We start from the raw sequence: 14,369 nt of genomic DNA, 5'->3' as shown, positions 1-14,369 counted from the left end.
AGCGCCGCGAGGGCCACGCCGGGCGCGGCGACCGCCGTCGCCCAGGCGTCCAGGTCCAGCCGGCCCGACCGGTCCACGGGTACGGACACCGCCGCGCCGCCACCCGCCGTGTGCCGCTGCGTGGCGTGCAGCACCGCCGAGTGCTCGATCGCCGAGTGCACGAGCGTCGTACCGACCCGTCGCCGGCCGGCGAGGCCGCCCAGCACGGCGGCGTGCGCCGCCGCCGTACCGCTGGGGGTGAAGGAGAGTTCGTCCGCGCGGACGCCGAGCGTCTGCGCGGCGGCCTCCCGGGCGGCGTCGAGGAGCTGGCGGGCCCGCCGGGCCGGCGCGTAGAGCCGGGCCGGGTCGGCCCAGCCGTCGTCCAGGGCGGCCAGCATCGCCTGCCGCGCCACCGGATGGAGCGGGGCGGCGCTGGCGGCGTCCAGGTAGACCGGGGAGGCGCTCATGACGTCCCACGCTATCGCTCGGGTACGGCCAAGATCCCCCCGATGGGGGCGGACAGTGACCCCAAGACGGTCAGGCCCGTCATGGTCGAGTAATCTGCGACCGTCGGTGACGCCTTTGCCGTCGGTGCCACGTTCACACATTCGCCGCGGCGCGCTAGGGAGGCAGGACCAGGTGGTCGCAAGGAGTTCGGAGGTACGGCCGTCGGCCGTACGGCACAGCGCTTCCCCGGGGGCCGGTGGGCGCCGGCGTGGTGCTGGTCGGATCGCCGGGCTCGGTCTCGGCGGAGCGGCGCTGCTGGTTCTGCTCACGGGCTGTGACGTCGGCAAGACGTTCGACGGCTTCGGCTGGCCGCAGGGCGGCATCACCCCCGAGTCGCACCGGATGTACGACCTGTGGATCGCGTCCTGCATCGCGGCGCTCGCGGTCGGCGTCTTCGTGTGGGGCCTGATCTTCTGGTGCGTGATCCGCTACCGCAAGCGCGGCAACGAGCTGCCGGTGCAGACCCGCTACAACCTGCCGATGGAGTTCCTCTACACCATCGCGCCGATCCTCGTGGTCTCCGTGCTCTTCTACTACACGGCGGTCGTGCAGACCGACGTCAACAAGGAGTCGAAGAACCCGGACGTCACCGTCGAGGTCGTCGCCTTCAAGTGGAACTGGCAGTTCAACTACCGCGACGGCCAGGGCCGCGACGCCAACACCGTCGCCTCGGTGCTGGGCACGAGCGAGGTCATCCCGGTGCTGGTGCTGCCGAGCGGCCGGTCGATCCGGTTCGAGGAGCAGAGCCGCGACGTCATCCACTCGTTCTGGGTGCCGGAGCTGCTGTTCAAGCGCGACGTGATGCCGGGCAACGTCCGCAACACGTTCGAGGTCTCCAGCATCGACCAGGAGGGCGCGTTCGTCGGCCGCTGCGCCGAGCTGTGCGGCAGCTACCACGCCTTCATGAACTTCGAGCTGCGGGTCGTCTCGCCGGAGAAGTACGAGCAGTTCCTGGCGGCCAAGAAGGGCGGCCAGTCGACCCAGGACGCGCTCAAGGCGATCGGCGAGCCCGAGTACGCCACCGAGACCAAGCCGTTCGACACCCGGCGCAACAAGGACAACTTCAACCCGTCCGACGCGACGGCCGGCGCGGGAAGCTGAGGGGTTCGGCATGAAGACCGAGTGGAAGATCTTCCTGACCATCGCCGCGTTCCTCCTCGGCGCGACCATCCTCTACGGCGCCTGGACGTACGCCGACAGCAACGGCCGCGTCGAGTGGGTCGGCACCGTGGCGCTGCTGCTCTCCTTCCTGCTCTGCTCGATGTGCGGCGGCTTCTTCTGGTTCGTCTCCCGCCGTATCGACCTGCGTCCGGAGGACCGGGCCGACGGTGAGATCGCCGACGGCGCCGGTGAGATCGGCTTCTTCAGCCCGGGCAGCTACTGGCCGTTCGGCCTGGCCCTGGCCGCCGCGATCGCCGGCCTGGGGCTCGTGTTCTGGCAGTTCTGGCTGCTGGGCCTGGGCCTGGTGGCGGTCGTCTTCGCCACCTGCGGGCTGCTCTTCGAGTACTACTCCGGCACCCGCCGCACCGCCGAGCACTGACCCTCGAACCACCGACAGGCCCGCGCCCCCTTCGGGGACGCGGGCCTGTCCGCGTCCTGCCCCACCTCACGGGGCGGGGGTCAGGCCGCGTGGCGGTGGGTGGCGCGGCGGACGGGCCGGCGGGACGGGCGTGCCGGGTACGTGACCACCAGCACCGCCGTGCCACAGCCGGTGCACGCCAGCTCGGGACAGTCGGCGCCGTGCCCGTCGCCGCAGGGCGGCGCCTCGAACAGCACGACGCCCTCGCAGGTGTCGCAGTGCAACTCGCGGGCGGACACGGGCGTCTCCTCTCGGACCGGTGCCGGTCGTGGCGGGGAGCCATCGACCGAAAACGGAAAATAACTCCCGTGTAGTTTGGCACGCGGGTACGACAGACACCCGGTCAGGCCGTGCGGGCGACCTCCAGCCAGCGGTCCAGCGCGGCCGCGGCGGCGCCCGAGTCCACCGCCTCGGCGGCCCGGCCCAGATTGGCCCGCAGCGCCTCGTGCAGGTCGCCGTCGAGCGGGCCCTGGGTGGACAGCGCGACCGCGGCGTTCACCAGCACCGCGTCCCGCACCGGGCCGGTCTCGCCGGCCAGCAGCCGCCGGACCACGTCGGCGTTGTAGACGGCGTCTCCGCCGCGCAGGTCGGCCAGGGTGGCCCGGGGTACCCCGAGTTCCGCCGCGTCCAGCAGGGCCTCTCTGACGGTGCCCTGCTGGGCCACCCAGACCCGGGTCGGCGCGCCGGTGCTGAACTCGTCCAGCCCGTCCTCGCCGCGTACCACGATCGCCGAGTCGCCGCGGGCGGCGAAGACGGCCGCCATCACCGGCGCCATCCGCCTGTCGAAGCAGCCGACCGCGCCCGCGCGCGGGCGCGCCGGGTTGGTCAGCGGGCCGAGGAAGTTGAACGCGGTGGGTACGCCGATCTCCCGCCGGACCGGGCCGGTGTGGCGCATGCCGGGGTGGAACCGGGCGGCGAAGCAGAAGCCGATGCCGGCCTCGGTGACGCAGCGGGCCACCTGCTCCGGTTCCAGGTCCAGCGGCACGCCGAGCTGCTCCAGCACGTCGGCCGTGCCGCACGAGGAGGAGGCGGCCCGGTTGCCGTGCTTGACCACCCGGACGCCGGCGCCGGCGACCACCAGGGCGGCCATGGTGGAGATGTTGACCGTGTGGGCCAGGTCGCCCCCGGTGCCCACCACGTCGAGCGCGGTGGCGCGCACCTCCTCGGGCAGGTGGACCGGCACGGCCCGGGTGAGCATCGTCTCGACCAGGCCACCCAGCTCGGCCGGGGTCTCACCCTTGGTGCGCAGCGCCACGGCGAACCCGGCGATCTGCGCCGGGGTGGCCGAGCCGGCCATGATCTCGCCCATCGCCCAGGCGGTGTCGGCGGTGGAGAGCTCCTCGCCGCGCAGCAGCGCGTTGAGCAGAAGCGGCCAGGTCCGTTCGCCCATGGCGGGGCCTCCCGAGCGGCGTGAGTGAAGCGGTTGGGGGCGTGCGCCACGGCCGCGTCGCCGTGGCGCCGCGGGGTGGATCAGGCCGCGGCGTGGGTGCGGCGCAGCAGCTCGACCACGGTGCTGCCGGCGGTCACCGGGTCGAGCGGGTGGGTCAGCGTGGCGTCGACCTCGGCGTACGCGGCCAGCCAGCGGTCGGCGGCACGGGCCAGCACCACGCAGGTCGGCGGCGCGTCGTCCCGGTCGTCCTTGATCTGACGGGCGATGCCGATACCGCCGCCCGGGCTCGCCTCGCCGTCGAGCAGCAGCAGGTCGATCTCGTAGTCGTCGACCAGCCGGACGCAGCCGGCGTAGTCGTCGGCCTCGACGAACTCGATCTCGATGCCGGGCGCCGGTCGGGTGCCCACGGCGAGCCGCATCCGGTCCCGGACCTTCGGGTCGTCGCTGTAGAGCAGGACGGTGCAAAGACGATCGCTCATCGTGACGTGGCTCCCACCTCGTAGCTGCCCGCTGATCGTAGCGGGCGTCACATTCGCCCCGACGCCCCGCCCGGGCGGGACTCAGGCGCTGGCCTCCGCGGCCCGCTGGCGGGCCTCCTGGCGGTCCAGTTCCCGGTCCAGCCGGCGGGCCTCGCGTTCGGACTGCTTGATCCACTGGACCACCAGCACGGCCAGCATGGTGACGCTGACGAACTCGCCGCCGGCCCAGAGCACGCCGCCGGCGACCACCTGGTCCTCCCAGGGGTCGGACCAGGACAGGTCGAGCGACGGGTACCAGTCGCCGCCGAACAGCGTGGTGCTCTGCATGATGGTGAGCCCGAGCACGGTGTGGAACGGCACCGAGAGCACCATGAGCAGCGCCCGGGCCGGGTACGGCCAGCGGCCGGGCAGCGGGTCCAGGCCGAGCAGGGGCCAGAAGAAGACGCAGCCGGTGGCGATGAAGTGCGCGTGCACCAGCTCGTGCGCCCACCCGTGCCGCAGGGTGAACTCGTAGAGGTCGGTGAAGTAGAGCGCGAACGGGTTCACCACGAAGATGGTGAACGCCACGAGCGGGAAGCTGTAGATCCGGGCCAGGCGGCTGTGCACGATCGCCAGCAGCCGCTTGCGGGGCCGCAGCGGCAGCGTGCGCAGCGCCAGCGTCACCGGGGCGCCGAGGGCCAGGAAGATCGGCGCGATCATCGACAGCACCATGTGCTGGACCATGTGCACCGAGAGCAGGGTGGTGTCGTACGCGCCGAGGCCGGTGAGCGTGACGAGCGCGATACCGCCGAGGCCGGGGCCGAGGAACGACACCGTCCGGACGACCGGCCACCGGTCGCCGCGCAGCCGCAGCCGGTGCACCCCGTAGAGGTAGAGGCCGGCGGCCAGCACGAGGCCCAGGGTGAGCCAGCTGTCCAGCCGGGTCTCGGTGAGCACCCGGCTCACGGTGAACGGCGGCGGGGCGGCTTCGCCTCCCGCCGCCAGCGTCGCCGGAGCCACCGAGGTGACGGCGAGGATCTGATCGACGTGCAGCACGCTTTTCAGGGTAGGTCAGGCGAAGCGGACGACCACGATCGGGCCACTGCGGGCACCGGTTTGCCACCCCGCTGATCGTCGGTCCCGGTCAAGGGCAATAATGACCGCGTGACTGCGGCCCCAGCCATTGACAAGAGCCGGATCCACTCCCTGACGCGTCCCAACATGGTCAGCGTCGGGACGATCGTGTGGCTCTCCAGCGAACTCATGTTCTTCGCGGCGCTGTTCGCGATGTACTTCTCGATCCGCGCGGCGGCGCCGGAGCAGTGGGAGAAGCACACCGAGGTCCTCAACATCCCGTACGCGACCACCTTCACGGTGATCCTCGTGCTCTCCTCGGTGACCTGCCAGCTCGGTGTCTTCGCGGCCGAGAAGGGCGACGTCCACGCCCTCCGCCGGTGGTTCACGATCACCTTCGTGATGGGTCTGATCTTCGTGCTCGGCCAGGCGAACGAGTACCGGACCCTGGTGCACGAGGGCGTCAAGATCAACGAAGACGGTTACGGGTCGATGTTCTACCTCACCACCGGCTTCCACGGTCTGCACGTGACCGGCGGTCTGATCGCCTTCATCATCTTCATGGTCCGCACCACCATGGGCCGGTTCACCCCGGCCCAGGCGACCTCGGCGATCGTCGTGTCCTACTACTGGCACTTCGTCGACGTGGTGTGGATCGGGCTCTACGCCATGATCTACTGGCTTCAGTGATCTTGGCGCGTCACGAACCGCGCCGCTGCTCCGTCCCCTGAGACAAGGTCCAACCGGTTAAGGACACAGGTCATGACTTCTGACAACGACCGCCGACGCGGTCTGCTCGCGCGGCTGCGCGGGCGGCCCGTAGCGCGCAGCAGGGGCCGTCGCCGGCTGGGCGCCGCGGTCCGGCTGGCCGCCGCGCTGATGCTGGCCGGCGGTGCCTACACCGTTCTCGCCCCGGGCGCGCAGGCGCAGGACAACCCGCCGCTGAGCGCCGCCGGCAACGAGGGCAAGGCGCTGTTCGACGTGAGCTGTGTGACCTGTCACGGTCGCAACGCCCAGGGCGTCGAGGGACGGGGTCCGAGCCTGATCGGCGTCGGGTCGGCCTCGGTGGAGTTCCAGGTCGGTAGCGGTCGCATGCCGATGGCCCGCCAGGAGGCCCAGGCCATGCGCAAGCCGCCGGTATTCACCGACGAGCAGGTGCGCCAGCTGGGCCAGTACATCCAGGAGCTGGGCGGTGGCCCGCAGGTGCCGTCGGGCAACCTGCGTGAGGGCGCCAACATGTCCACCGGTGGCGAGCTGTTCCGGATCAACTGTTCGCAGTGCCACGCGTTCGGCGGCGGCGGCGGCGCCCTCTCCTCGGGCAAGTACGCCCCGAGCCTGAAGCCGGCCAGCGACCGGCAGATCTACGCCGCCATGCTGAGCGGCCCGCAGAACATGCCGGTGTTCGGCGACAACCAGATCACTCCGCAGGAGAAGGCGGACATCATCGCCTACATCCAGGAGACCCTGAAGCACGACCAGGACCAGGGCGGTTTCAACCTGGGCCGGTACGGCCCGTCGACCGAGGGTCTGGCGATCTTCCTGGTCGGCATCGTCGCGCTGGTCTTCGCGAGCCTGTGGATTGCGGGCAAGTCGTGACCCGGCCGAACGTCTGTATCATTGCCCTGGTGCCGGCCACCGGCGCCACGCGTAGCGAGGTGACGGCATGAGCACCCACACCGAGCACCAGGCCCACTCGGGCCCGGAGCCGCTCGACGTGAACGACCCCCGGCTCTCCCGGTTCGACATCGTCCAGGAAGGCGCCCGGCGCGACGACATCGAGATCGTCCACTACGAGGCGCAGGTGGTCCCGGGCAGCAAGGCCGAGCGCCGGCTGACCCGCACGGTCGCCATGATGTTCCTGCTGACCGGTGTCCTCGCCACCGCCTTCCTGGCGATCTACATCTGGTGGCCGTGGCAGTGGGAGGCCGGCCGGGGCGGCGACAAGCTCTACACCCCGCTGCTCGGCCTGACCCTCGGCCTGGCGTTGCTCGGCATCGGCTTCGGCATCCTGACCTGGGGCAAGAAGTTGCTGCCCAAGGAGGTCTCGATCCAGGACCGGCACGACCAGCCCAGCTCTCCGGACGATCGCAAGATCACCGGTGAGACCATGCGGTACCTGGCCGACGAGCTGGGCGTGAAGCGTCGCCCGCTGCTCGGCATCTCGGTGCTCGCCGGTCTCGCCCCGGTCGGCGCGGTGGCCGCGGCGCCGCTGATCGGTGGCCTGATCGAGCAGCCGCACAAGAACAACCAGATGTTCACCACCGGCTTCCAGCCGGCCGAGGGCGGCAAGAAGATCCGGCTGATCCGTGAGGACGGCCGCCCGATCCGCCCGGCGGACGTCAGCGTCGGCGGCCAGCTCACCGTGTTCCCCGGCATCGAGGGCGGCGTGAGCAACAAGCACGCCGACTCGCCGACCCTGCTCATCCACCTGCGGGAGGACGACGCGCAGAAGTCGCGCGCCGCGAACGAGCGCAAGGGCCACGGCGACTACATGTGGGGCAACTACGTCGCGTTCTCCAAGATCTGCACGCACGCCGGCTGCCCGGCCAGCCTCTACGAGCAGCAGACCAACCGCCTGCTCTGCCCCTGCCACCAGTCCCAGTTCCTCATCACCGACAACGCCAAGCCGATCTTCGGCCCGGCGAACCGGCCGCTGCCGCAGCTGCCGATCGAGGTGGACGAGGAGGGCTTCTTCGTGGCGAAGTCCGACTACACCGAGACCATCGGTCCCGACTTCTGGGAGCGGCCATGAAGCGCCGAAAGTTCGATCGGGCCGCGCTGCCGGCCAAGACCGCCGGGGCGGTGGACGACCGCTTCCAGGTGGCCACGCCGCTGCGCAAGCTGCTGAACAAGGTCTTCCCCGACCACTGGTCGTTCCTGCTCGGGGAGATCGCGCTCTTCTCGTTCGTGGTCCTGCTGCTGACCGGTGTGTTCCTGACCTTCTTCTACGAGCCGGCGATGACCGAGGTGACCTACGACGGCAGCTACGCGCCGCTGCGGGGCACTCCGATGTCGGCCGCGTACGCCTCCAGCCTGGACATCTCGTTCGACGTCCGCGGCGGTCTGATCATGCGGCAGATGCACCACTGGGCGGCGCTGCTGTTCATGGCCGCGATCGTGGTGCACATGCTCCGGGTCTTCTTCACCGGCGCGTTCCGCAAGCCGCGTGAGACGAACTGGATCATCGGCTCGCTGCTGTTCTGGGTCGGCTTCCTGGCCGGCTTCACCGGCTACTCGCTGCCGGACGACGGCCTGTCCGGCACCGGCCTGCGGATCGCCTCCGGCATCATCCTGTCGATCCCGGTGATCGGTTCCTGGGTCAGCTCGTCGATCTTCGGCGGGGAGTTCCCCGGCACCATCATCATCAGCCGCTTCTTCATCGCCCACGTGCTGCTCATCCCGGGCCTGCTGGTGGCGTTGATCAGCGTGCACCTGGGCCTGGTCTTCAAGCAGAAGCACACCCAGTGGCCCGGCCCCGGCCGGACCAACGAGAACGTGGTCGGCGAGCGGATGTTCCCGCGCTACGCGCTCAAGCAGGGCGGCTTCTTCATGGTCGTCTTCGGCGTGATCGCGCTGATGGGTGGCCTGTTCCAGATCAACCCGATCTGGTACTTCGGCCCGTACGAGGCGTGGGTGGTCTCGGCGGCCAGCCAGCCCGACTGGTACGTCATGTTCCTCGACGGCTCGACCCGACTCATGCCGGGCTGGGAGATCAGCATCCCGATCGGCGACGGGTACGTCATCCCGCCGCTGTTCTGGCCGACGGTCGTGCTCCCCGGCATCCTGGTGGGCCTGTCGACGATGTACCCGTTCCTGGAGGCGCGCCGCCTCAAGGACTACAGGCACCACAACCTGCTCCAGCGGCCCCGGGACGTCCCGGCCCGGACCGCGGTGGGCGCCATGGCGGTCGCCTTCTACATCGTGCTGACGCTCTCCGGCGGCAACGACGTGATCGCCGACAAGTTCCACATCAGTCTGAACGCGATGACCTGGGCCGGCCGGATCGGTCTGCTGGTCGTCCCGCCGCTGGCCTACTACGTCACCTACCGGATCTGCCTGGGTCTCCAGCAGCACGACCGGGAGGTGCTGGCCCACGGCGTGGAGACCGGCATCATCAAGCGCCTGCCGGACGGCCGGTTCGTCGAGGTGCACCAGCCGCTGACCTCGGCGGACGGGCACGACGGTCACGCGCCGGCGCTGGACTACGTCGGCTGGGTGGTACCGAAGAAGATGAACCGGCTGGGCGCCCTCGGGCCGGCCATCCGGGGCTTCTTCTACCCGATCGAGAAGCCGGCCGAGGCGCCGGTCTCGCCGGGCCACCCGCCGGTCGAGCCCCGGCCGGAGCGGGAGGAGATCAGCAGCGGCGAAAGCCGTCGCTGACCCCGCCGAGTACGACCGACAGTGGCGCCCGCCGGACACCCGGCGGGCGCCACCGCCGTTTCCGCCCCCGTCGTCCGGTTGTGCGGTCGGACGCCCGGCGGCCCCGCTCCGGTGCCCCACCTCCCGGCACCCGGACGGGTGGAATCGCAGGAATAACCCCGGTCAGCCGGGTATCCGTGCGGTCCGACGTCTCATGGGGGAGGAAGCATGTTGGGAATCAAACGCCTGGGCCTGCTGGCCGCGCTGGTGGTCGTGGGGCTGGCGCCCGCCGCCGCGGCGCAGGCCGCGGCGCAGCCGTCGACGCAGGACACCCAGTATCTGCAGGCGGTGCATCAGGTCAACCTGTTCGAGATCACCGCCGGTAACCTGGCCCAGCAGAAGGGCCAGAACCAGCAGGTCAAGGACCTGGGCAAGATGTTCGTCACGGACCACACCCAGCTGGACCAGACGGTGCAGTCGACCGCCCAGCAGCTCAACGTGCAGCTGCCGGCCGACCCCACCGCCGACCAGCAGAAGGTCCTGGACAAGCTGAACAACCTCAACGGGGCCGAGTTCGACAAGGCGTGGGTGACCGCCCAGCTGGCCGGCCACGTCCAGGCCATCCAGGCCACCCAGACGGAGATCTCGCAGGGCTCCGAGCAGTCGGTGGTGCAGCTCGCCCAGGACGCGCTGCCGGTCCTCCAGGCGCACTACGACGCGCTGGTGGCCCTGGCCCAGACCCTGGGCGTCCCGGTCCCGCAGACCAGCGCCAGCGGCACGCCCGGCCCGGGTGGCACCACGTCGCCGGCTCCGGGTGGCGGCGGCACCGAGTCGCCGGCTCCGGGCGGCACCGAGACCGAGGAGCCCGCTCCGGGCACCACGGAGTCCCCGGCGCCCGCGCAGAGCTGACGCACCGCACGATCCAGGTCGGCCGGCCCGTCCCCACCAGGGGCGGGCCGGCCGCCGTCCGTCTCAGTCGGCGCTGGCCAGCCCGATCGCGAACGCCTCTTCCAGGTCGTGCTGCGAGTAGGCGCGGAACGCGATGTGCGACTCGGTGTTGAGCACGCCGGGCACCTTGGAGATGCTGCCGGCGATGACCTGGGCGATCTGCTCGAACTCGCGGACCCGCACCATGGCGATCAGGTCGACGTGCCCGGCCACCGAGTAGACCTCGCTGACGCCGGGCAGGTTGGCCAGGGTCTCGGCCACCTCGGGGATGGAGTCGGTGGCGCAGTCGATCAGCACGATCGCGGTGATCACGGGACGTTTCTCCGTTCGTCGGCGACGAGGCCCATGCTAGAGCCCGGCGCGGTCACCGCGCGGCCGGGACGGTCAGGTCGGCGCCGGCCCGGACCACGCCGTCGAGGCGTTCCCCGGCGGCCACGGTCGCCCCCGGCCAGATCACCGACCGGTCGACCGTGCCGTGGACCCGGGCGCCCGCGCCGACCACCGAGCGGGTGACCCGGCCGTCCACCGAGGCGGACGGGTCGACCAGGCCGTCCGGGCCGGCGGCGTGCAGGTTGGCGGCCAGGTAGTCGGCGGGCGTGCCGGTGTCGTAGAAGGTGCCCCGGTAGGGGACCACGGTCAGCGCGCCGGCCGCCTCCGCCGGACGCCACACCGCCCGGACCAGGTCGCCGAACGTGGCCGGCAGATCCCGGACCATCCGCCAGGGCAGGAGCGAGAAGCCGACGAAACGGTGGCCGTCGAAGGTGCCGGGGGCGGCCGGGTCGTCCGCCGGCTGTCCGAGCAGGCGTACGCTCCGCCCGTCCCAGCCGTCGAGCAGCGCGGCCACGTCCGGGCCGGGGGGAGCCTGCGGGTCGGCCAGGTACGCGTCGGCGTTGCCGACGAGCACGCCCCGCCCGGCGATCCAGTCCCGCAGCCGCCCCAGCCCGCCGGCGGTGCCCAGCGGGTCGCCGGGCTCGACCGACAGGTGGGCCCGGTCGCCCACCCGGGCCACCACCTGGTCGCCCAGGTAGCAGGCGTTCACCGCGACGCGGGCCGGACCGGTCAGGCCGAGACCGGCCAGCCGGGCCAGGGCCCGGTCGAGCAGCGGCACGTTACCGACCGGGCAGAGCGCCTTGGGTACCCGCTCGGTGAGCGGGCGCAGCCGGGTGCCCTCGCCCGCCGCCAGCACCACCGCGCACACCTCGACCCCCGCCGGGTGGACCGGGTCCGGTGCCGGCGTGGTCACGCGGCCGGTGGCGTCGCCGGTGGGACCTCGCCGGCGCGCGGACCGATGCCGTAGTAGCCCAGCAGGTTGGCGGTGGCGCGGCTGAGCCGCGGCAGGTCGTCCAGCGGGTGCCAGGCAGCCTCGAAGACCTCGGCGCCGTCCACCGCCAACTCGGTGCGCGACGCCGGCACCTCCGCCTCGAACACCACGTCGACCCAGCCCTTGGCGTGCACGACCGCGTTCGGCACGGCCGGCCGGAGCGTCTCGGGGGAGAGGCGGACACCGGACTCCTCGTACAGCTCGCGGGCGGCGCCGACCACCGGCGCCTCGCCGCGTTGCAGCAGGCCGGCCGGCAGGGTCCAGCTGTGGCCGGGAGGCTGGCGCAGCAGCAGGATCCGCCCGGCGCCGGTGGCCTCCGCGTCCCGGAGCAGGGTTACCGCCCCCACGATGTACTTCGGCACGGCCAGCCGCACCAGCCGCCGCCGCAGCGGGACCGGAAGCCGGTAGAAGAGCTGGTAGCCGAGGGCCCGTCCGGTGGCACGCGCGCGGGGGATCATGTGTCCAGGCTAGTGGCCGGCGGGCGGGCGCGGGCGAACGACCTTCGCCTACTGCCGGTGGTCGACCAGGTCGATCAGTTGCTGGACCACCGTGTCCGGCTCGACCGTGCGGTCGAAGACCGCCACCAGCAGCGTCTCCAGGTCGGGGTAGCCCAGCTCCTCGGAGAGCCGCAGCAGCGGCAGGTCACTGGCCAGGCCCCGGTTGTGCTTGCGCAGTGCCAGCCCGATGGAGGCGCGGCCGAGGCGGACCTTGTCGGCGATCGAGATGCCCGGCTCGGTGTGCTCGGCGAACCAGCGGTTGATCTGCATCTGGGCGTGCGGGGACTTCACGAAGCCCAGCCACTCGCGCCGCGGCCCGCGCGGGGCCACGTCGACCTCGAAGCCGCTCTCCGCGTCGCTCTCGGTGAAGATCTCCACCACGTCGCCCTCCTCCAGCTCGGAGGAGAGCGGGGCCAGCCGGCCGTTGATCCGCGCCGCCAGGCAGTGGTCGCCGCGCTCGGTGCCCAGCTCGTACGCGAGGTCGACCGGGGTGGCGCCGGCCGGCAGCACCACCTGGCGGCCGTCGGCGACCACCTGGATCTGCGCCTCGGCCAGGTCGCAGCGCAACGACGCCATGAACTGGGTCGGGTCGACCGTCTCCTGTTCCCAGTCGAGCACCCGGCGCAGCCAGGCCAGCTCGTCCGCCCGGTCGGCGCCCCGGCCCGCGGCCCGGGGGAAGCGGTAGTGGGCGGCCACGCCGTACTCCGCGGAGCGGTGCATCTCGGTGGTGCGGATCAGCACCTCGACGGTGCGGTCCTGCGGGCCGCAGACGCTCGTGTGCAGCGAGCGGTAGAGGTTGTTCTTCGGGGAGGCGATGAAGTCCTTGAAGCGGCCCGGCACCGGCCGCCAGAGGCCGTGCACGGCGCCGAGCGCGGCGTAACAGTCGGTCGGCGGCCCGTCCACCACGATCGCGATGCGGGGCAGGTCGTAGGGGGCGGAGTGGTCGCCGGCGACCGTGTCCTTCCAGATCGAGTAGAGGTGCCGCGGGCGCGGGGAGACCTCGGCGTCCACCCGGTTGCGCCGCAGCGCGACCCGGGTCCGGGCCACCACGTCGGCCAGGTAGGCGTCCCAGCCCGGACGGTCGTGCACGAACCGTTCGATCCGCGCGTGCTCGTCGGGCTGCAGGTGCAGCAGCACCACGTCGTCCAGCTCGCGTTTGAGGGTCTGGATACCCAGCCGGTCGCAGAGCGGGACCAGCACCTCCTGCGTCTTGCGGGCGATCCGCTCCCGGGAGGCGGCCGAGCGGACGCCGAGCGTGCGCATGTTGTGCAGCCGGTCGGCCAGCTTGATGACGAGCACCCGGACGTCCTTGCCGGCCGCCACGATCATCTTGCGGACGGTCTCCGCCTCGGCGGCCTTGCCGTAGAACGCCTTGTCGAACTTGGTCACACCGTCGACCAGGTGGGCCACCTCGCGGCCGAAGTCCTCCTGGAGCGCCTGGAGCGTGTAGCGGGTGTCCTCGACGGTGTCGTGCAGCAGCGCGGCGACCAGCGTGGTGGTGTCCATGCCGAGGTCGGCGCAGATCTGCGCCACCGCGAGCGGATGGGTGATGTACGGCTCGCCGCTCTTGCGGAACTGGCCGCGGTGCATGTTCTCGGCGATCGTGTAGGCCCGGCGCAGCACCGGGGCGTCGGCGCTGGGGTGGATCCCCCGGTGGGTGCGGACCAGGGCGGTGACCGGGTCACCGTCGGTGGCGGGCCAGGTGAGCAGGGAGCGCAGGCGGCGGGTGAGCGGTAGCTCGCCCTGGGTCGGAAGGGCGCCGCCCAGGGCGGCGCCGTGTCCGGCGTCGACGTCCACCTGGGACACCTCCTCACCCCGACCCTCGACCGCCGGGACCGGCGAACGGGAGCAGGCCCACGAATCGGGCAGGTCTGCACTTCTTTAACAGACTAAGGGAGTCGACGTAGTCCGATCGGACACTTGGTCATGAGCGTTCGGTCGAGAGTTGGTGGGACCCGCCGTTCTCCGCCTTCGCCAGCAGGTCGCGGAACCGTCCCGCGCCGCCCACCGGGGAGGCCCATCCGTCGGTCGCCTCGACCAGCCGCGTCTCCGGTCGCTCCAACCAGGACAGGATCCGCTCGGTCTCCTCCGCGGTGGCCGCCGGCACCGGCCCGTGCCCGGGCAGCACCGTCTCGGCGGTGGCCCGGATCGCGGCGATCGTCGGTCGCGGGTGGACACCGGGCGGGGACACCCCGGCCCCGGCCAGCCGGCCGTGCCGGACCAGGGCCAGCTCCCAGCCACCCCGGGCGGCGGGTCG

Annotated in this window: 16 protein-coding genes and 1 pseudogene; 7 read left to right on the top strand and 10 right to left on the bottom strand. The window is 71.8% G+C overall.

Annotated elements, in window-relative coordinates:
* A partial coding sequence (locus tag HUW36_RS12415) for an aminotransferase class V-fold PLP-dependent enzyme (protein ID WP_174528292.1) occupies positions 1–446 on the bottom strand: 446 nt, incomplete at its 3' end.
* Between the two features lie 172 nt (positions 447–618).
* On the opposite strand from HUW36_RS12415, the gene ctaC reads away from it, so the two are divergent.
* Both ctaC and HUW36_RS12405 read left to right on the top strand, forming a co-directional pair.
* The gene (gene ctaC, locus HUW36_RS12410; protein WP_174528291.1) at positions 619–1,587 is read left to right on the top strand and encodes an aa3-type cytochrome oxidase subunit II; all 969 of its coding nucleotides are present in this window, start codon (positions 619–621) and stop codon (positions 1,585–1,587) included.
* 10 nt (positions 1,588–1,597) lie between these two features.
* A complete protein-coding gene (locus HUW36_RS12405; protein ID WP_174528290.1) occupies positions 1,598–2,026 on the top strand; it encodes a cytochrome c oxidase subunit 4 in 429 nt (142 codons plus the stop codon).
* A gap of 80 nt (positions 2,027–2,106) precedes the next feature.
* Here the strand turns inward: HUW36_RS12405 and HUW36_RS12400 are convergent, their stop codons facing one another.
* From HUW36_RS12400 to HUW36_RS12385, 4 genes are all read right to left on the bottom strand, one after another.
* Positions 2,107–2,304, bottom strand: coding sequence for a hypothetical protein (locus tag HUW36_RS12400; RefSeq protein WP_174528289.1), 198 nt, complete (start codon positions 2,302–2,304; stop codon positions 2,107–2,109).
* Positions 2,305–2,408: 104 nt separating this feature from the next.
* Complete coding sequence (gene trpD / locus HUW36_RS12395; RefSeq protein ID WP_174528288.1) at positions 2,409–3,455, bottom strand: anthranilate phosphoribosyltransferase; 1,047 nt, start codon at positions 3,453–3,455, stop codon at positions 2,409–2,411.
* An 80-nt stretch (positions 3,456–3,535) separates the two neighbouring features.
* Positions 3,536–3,934, bottom strand: a complete 399-nt coding sequence (locus HUW36_RS12390; protein WP_091573203.1) for a hypothetical protein — start codon at positions 3,932–3,934, stop codon at positions 3,536–3,538.
* An 81-nt stretch (positions 3,935–4,015) separates the two neighbouring features.
* Positions 4,016–4,969: a cytochrome c oxidase assembly protein gene (locus tag HUW36_RS12385; RefSeq protein WP_174528287.1), complete on the bottom strand. Its 954-nt coding sequence runs from the start codon at positions 4,967–4,969 to the stop codon at positions 4,016–4,018.
* A 108-nt stretch (positions 4,970–5,077) separates the two neighbouring features.
* On the opposite strand from HUW36_RS12385, the gene ctaE reads away from it, so the two are divergent.
* The 5 genes from ctaE to HUW36_RS12360 all read left to right on the top strand — a co-directional run bounded on the left by ctaE (position 5,078) and on the right by HUW36_RS12360 (position 10,255).
* Positions 5,078–5,677: an aa3-type cytochrome oxidase subunit III gene (gene ctaE / locus HUW36_RS12380; RefSeq protein ID WP_091059316.1), complete on the top strand. Its 600-nt coding sequence runs from the start codon at positions 5,078–5,080 to the stop codon at positions 5,675–5,677.
* Positions 5,678–5,749: 72 nt separating this feature from the next.
* Complete coding sequence (qcrC, locus tag HUW36_RS12375; RefSeq protein WP_174528286.1) at positions 5,750–6,583, top strand: cytochrome bc1 complex diheme cytochrome c subunit; 834 nt, start codon at positions 5,750–5,752, stop codon at positions 6,581–6,583.
* Positions 6,584–6,650: 67 nt separating this feature from the next.
* Positions 6,651–7,739, top strand: a complete 1,089-nt coding sequence (qcrA, locus tag HUW36_RS12370) for a cytochrome bc1 complex Rieske iron-sulfur subunit (RefSeq protein WP_174528285.1) — start codon at positions 6,651–6,653, stop codon at positions 7,737–7,739.
* Positions 7,736–9,367, top strand: coding sequence for a cytochrome bc1 complex cytochrome b subunit (qcrB, locus tag HUW36_RS12365; RefSeq protein ID WP_174528284.1), 1,632 nt, complete (start codon positions 7,736–7,738; stop codon positions 9,365–9,367). The genes qcrA and qcrB overlap by 4 nt, the downstream gene beginning before the upstream one ends.
* 207 nt (positions 9,368–9,574) lie before the next feature.
* Positions 9,575–10,255, top strand: coding sequence for a DUF4142 domain-containing protein (locus tag HUW36_RS12360; protein ID WP_174528283.1), 681 nt, complete (start codon positions 9,575–9,577; stop codon positions 10,253–10,255).
* A 63-nt stretch (positions 10,256–10,318) separates the two neighbouring features.
* Here the strand turns inward: HUW36_RS12360 and HUW36_RS12355 are convergent, their stop codons facing one another.
* From HUW36_RS12355 to HUW36_RS12335, 5 genes and pseudogenes are all read right to left on the bottom strand, one after another.
* Complete coding sequence (locus HUW36_RS12355) at positions 10,319–10,606, bottom strand: Lrp/AsnC family transcriptional regulator (RefSeq protein WP_043329379.1); 288 nt, start codon at positions 10,604–10,606, stop codon at positions 10,319–10,321.
* A gap of 52 nt (positions 10,607–10,658) precedes the next feature.
* Complete coding sequence (locus HUW36_RS12350; protein ID WP_174528282.1) at positions 10,659–11,537, bottom strand: nucleotidyltransferase family protein; 879 nt, start codon at positions 11,535–11,537, stop codon at positions 10,659–10,661.
* Positions 11,534–12,073 (bottom strand): NUDIX hydrolase, encoded by a 540-nt coding sequence (locus HUW36_RS12345; protein WP_174528281.1) that lies wholly within the window; start codon positions 12,071–12,073, stop codon positions 11,534–11,536. The genes HUW36_RS12350 and HUW36_RS12345 overlap by 4 nt, the downstream gene beginning before the upstream one ends.
* 48 nt (positions 12,074–12,121) lie before the next feature.
* Positions 12,122–13,909 carry a RelA/SpoT family protein gene (locus HUW36_RS12340; protein ID WP_174528293.1) on the bottom strand — a complete coding sequence of 596 codons (1,788 nt, stop codon included), beginning with the start codon at positions 13,907–13,909 and terminating at the stop codon, positions 12,122–12,124.
* 127 nt (positions 13,910–14,036) lie between these two features.
* Positions 14,037–14,369 (bottom strand): annotated as a pseudogene (locus tag HUW36_RS12335) (DEDD exonuclease domain-containing protein); the annotation flags it as partial.

The organism is Micromonospora maritima, from assembly GCF_902825405.1.
In the GTDB taxonomy this organism is placed as follows: Bacteria; Actinomycetota; Actinomycetes; order Mycobacteriales; family Micromonosporaceae; genus Micromonospora; species Micromonospora maritima.
The sequence above is the reverse complement of the archived record's forward strand: the minus strand, read 5'-3'. Positions and strand labels throughout refer to the sequence as shown.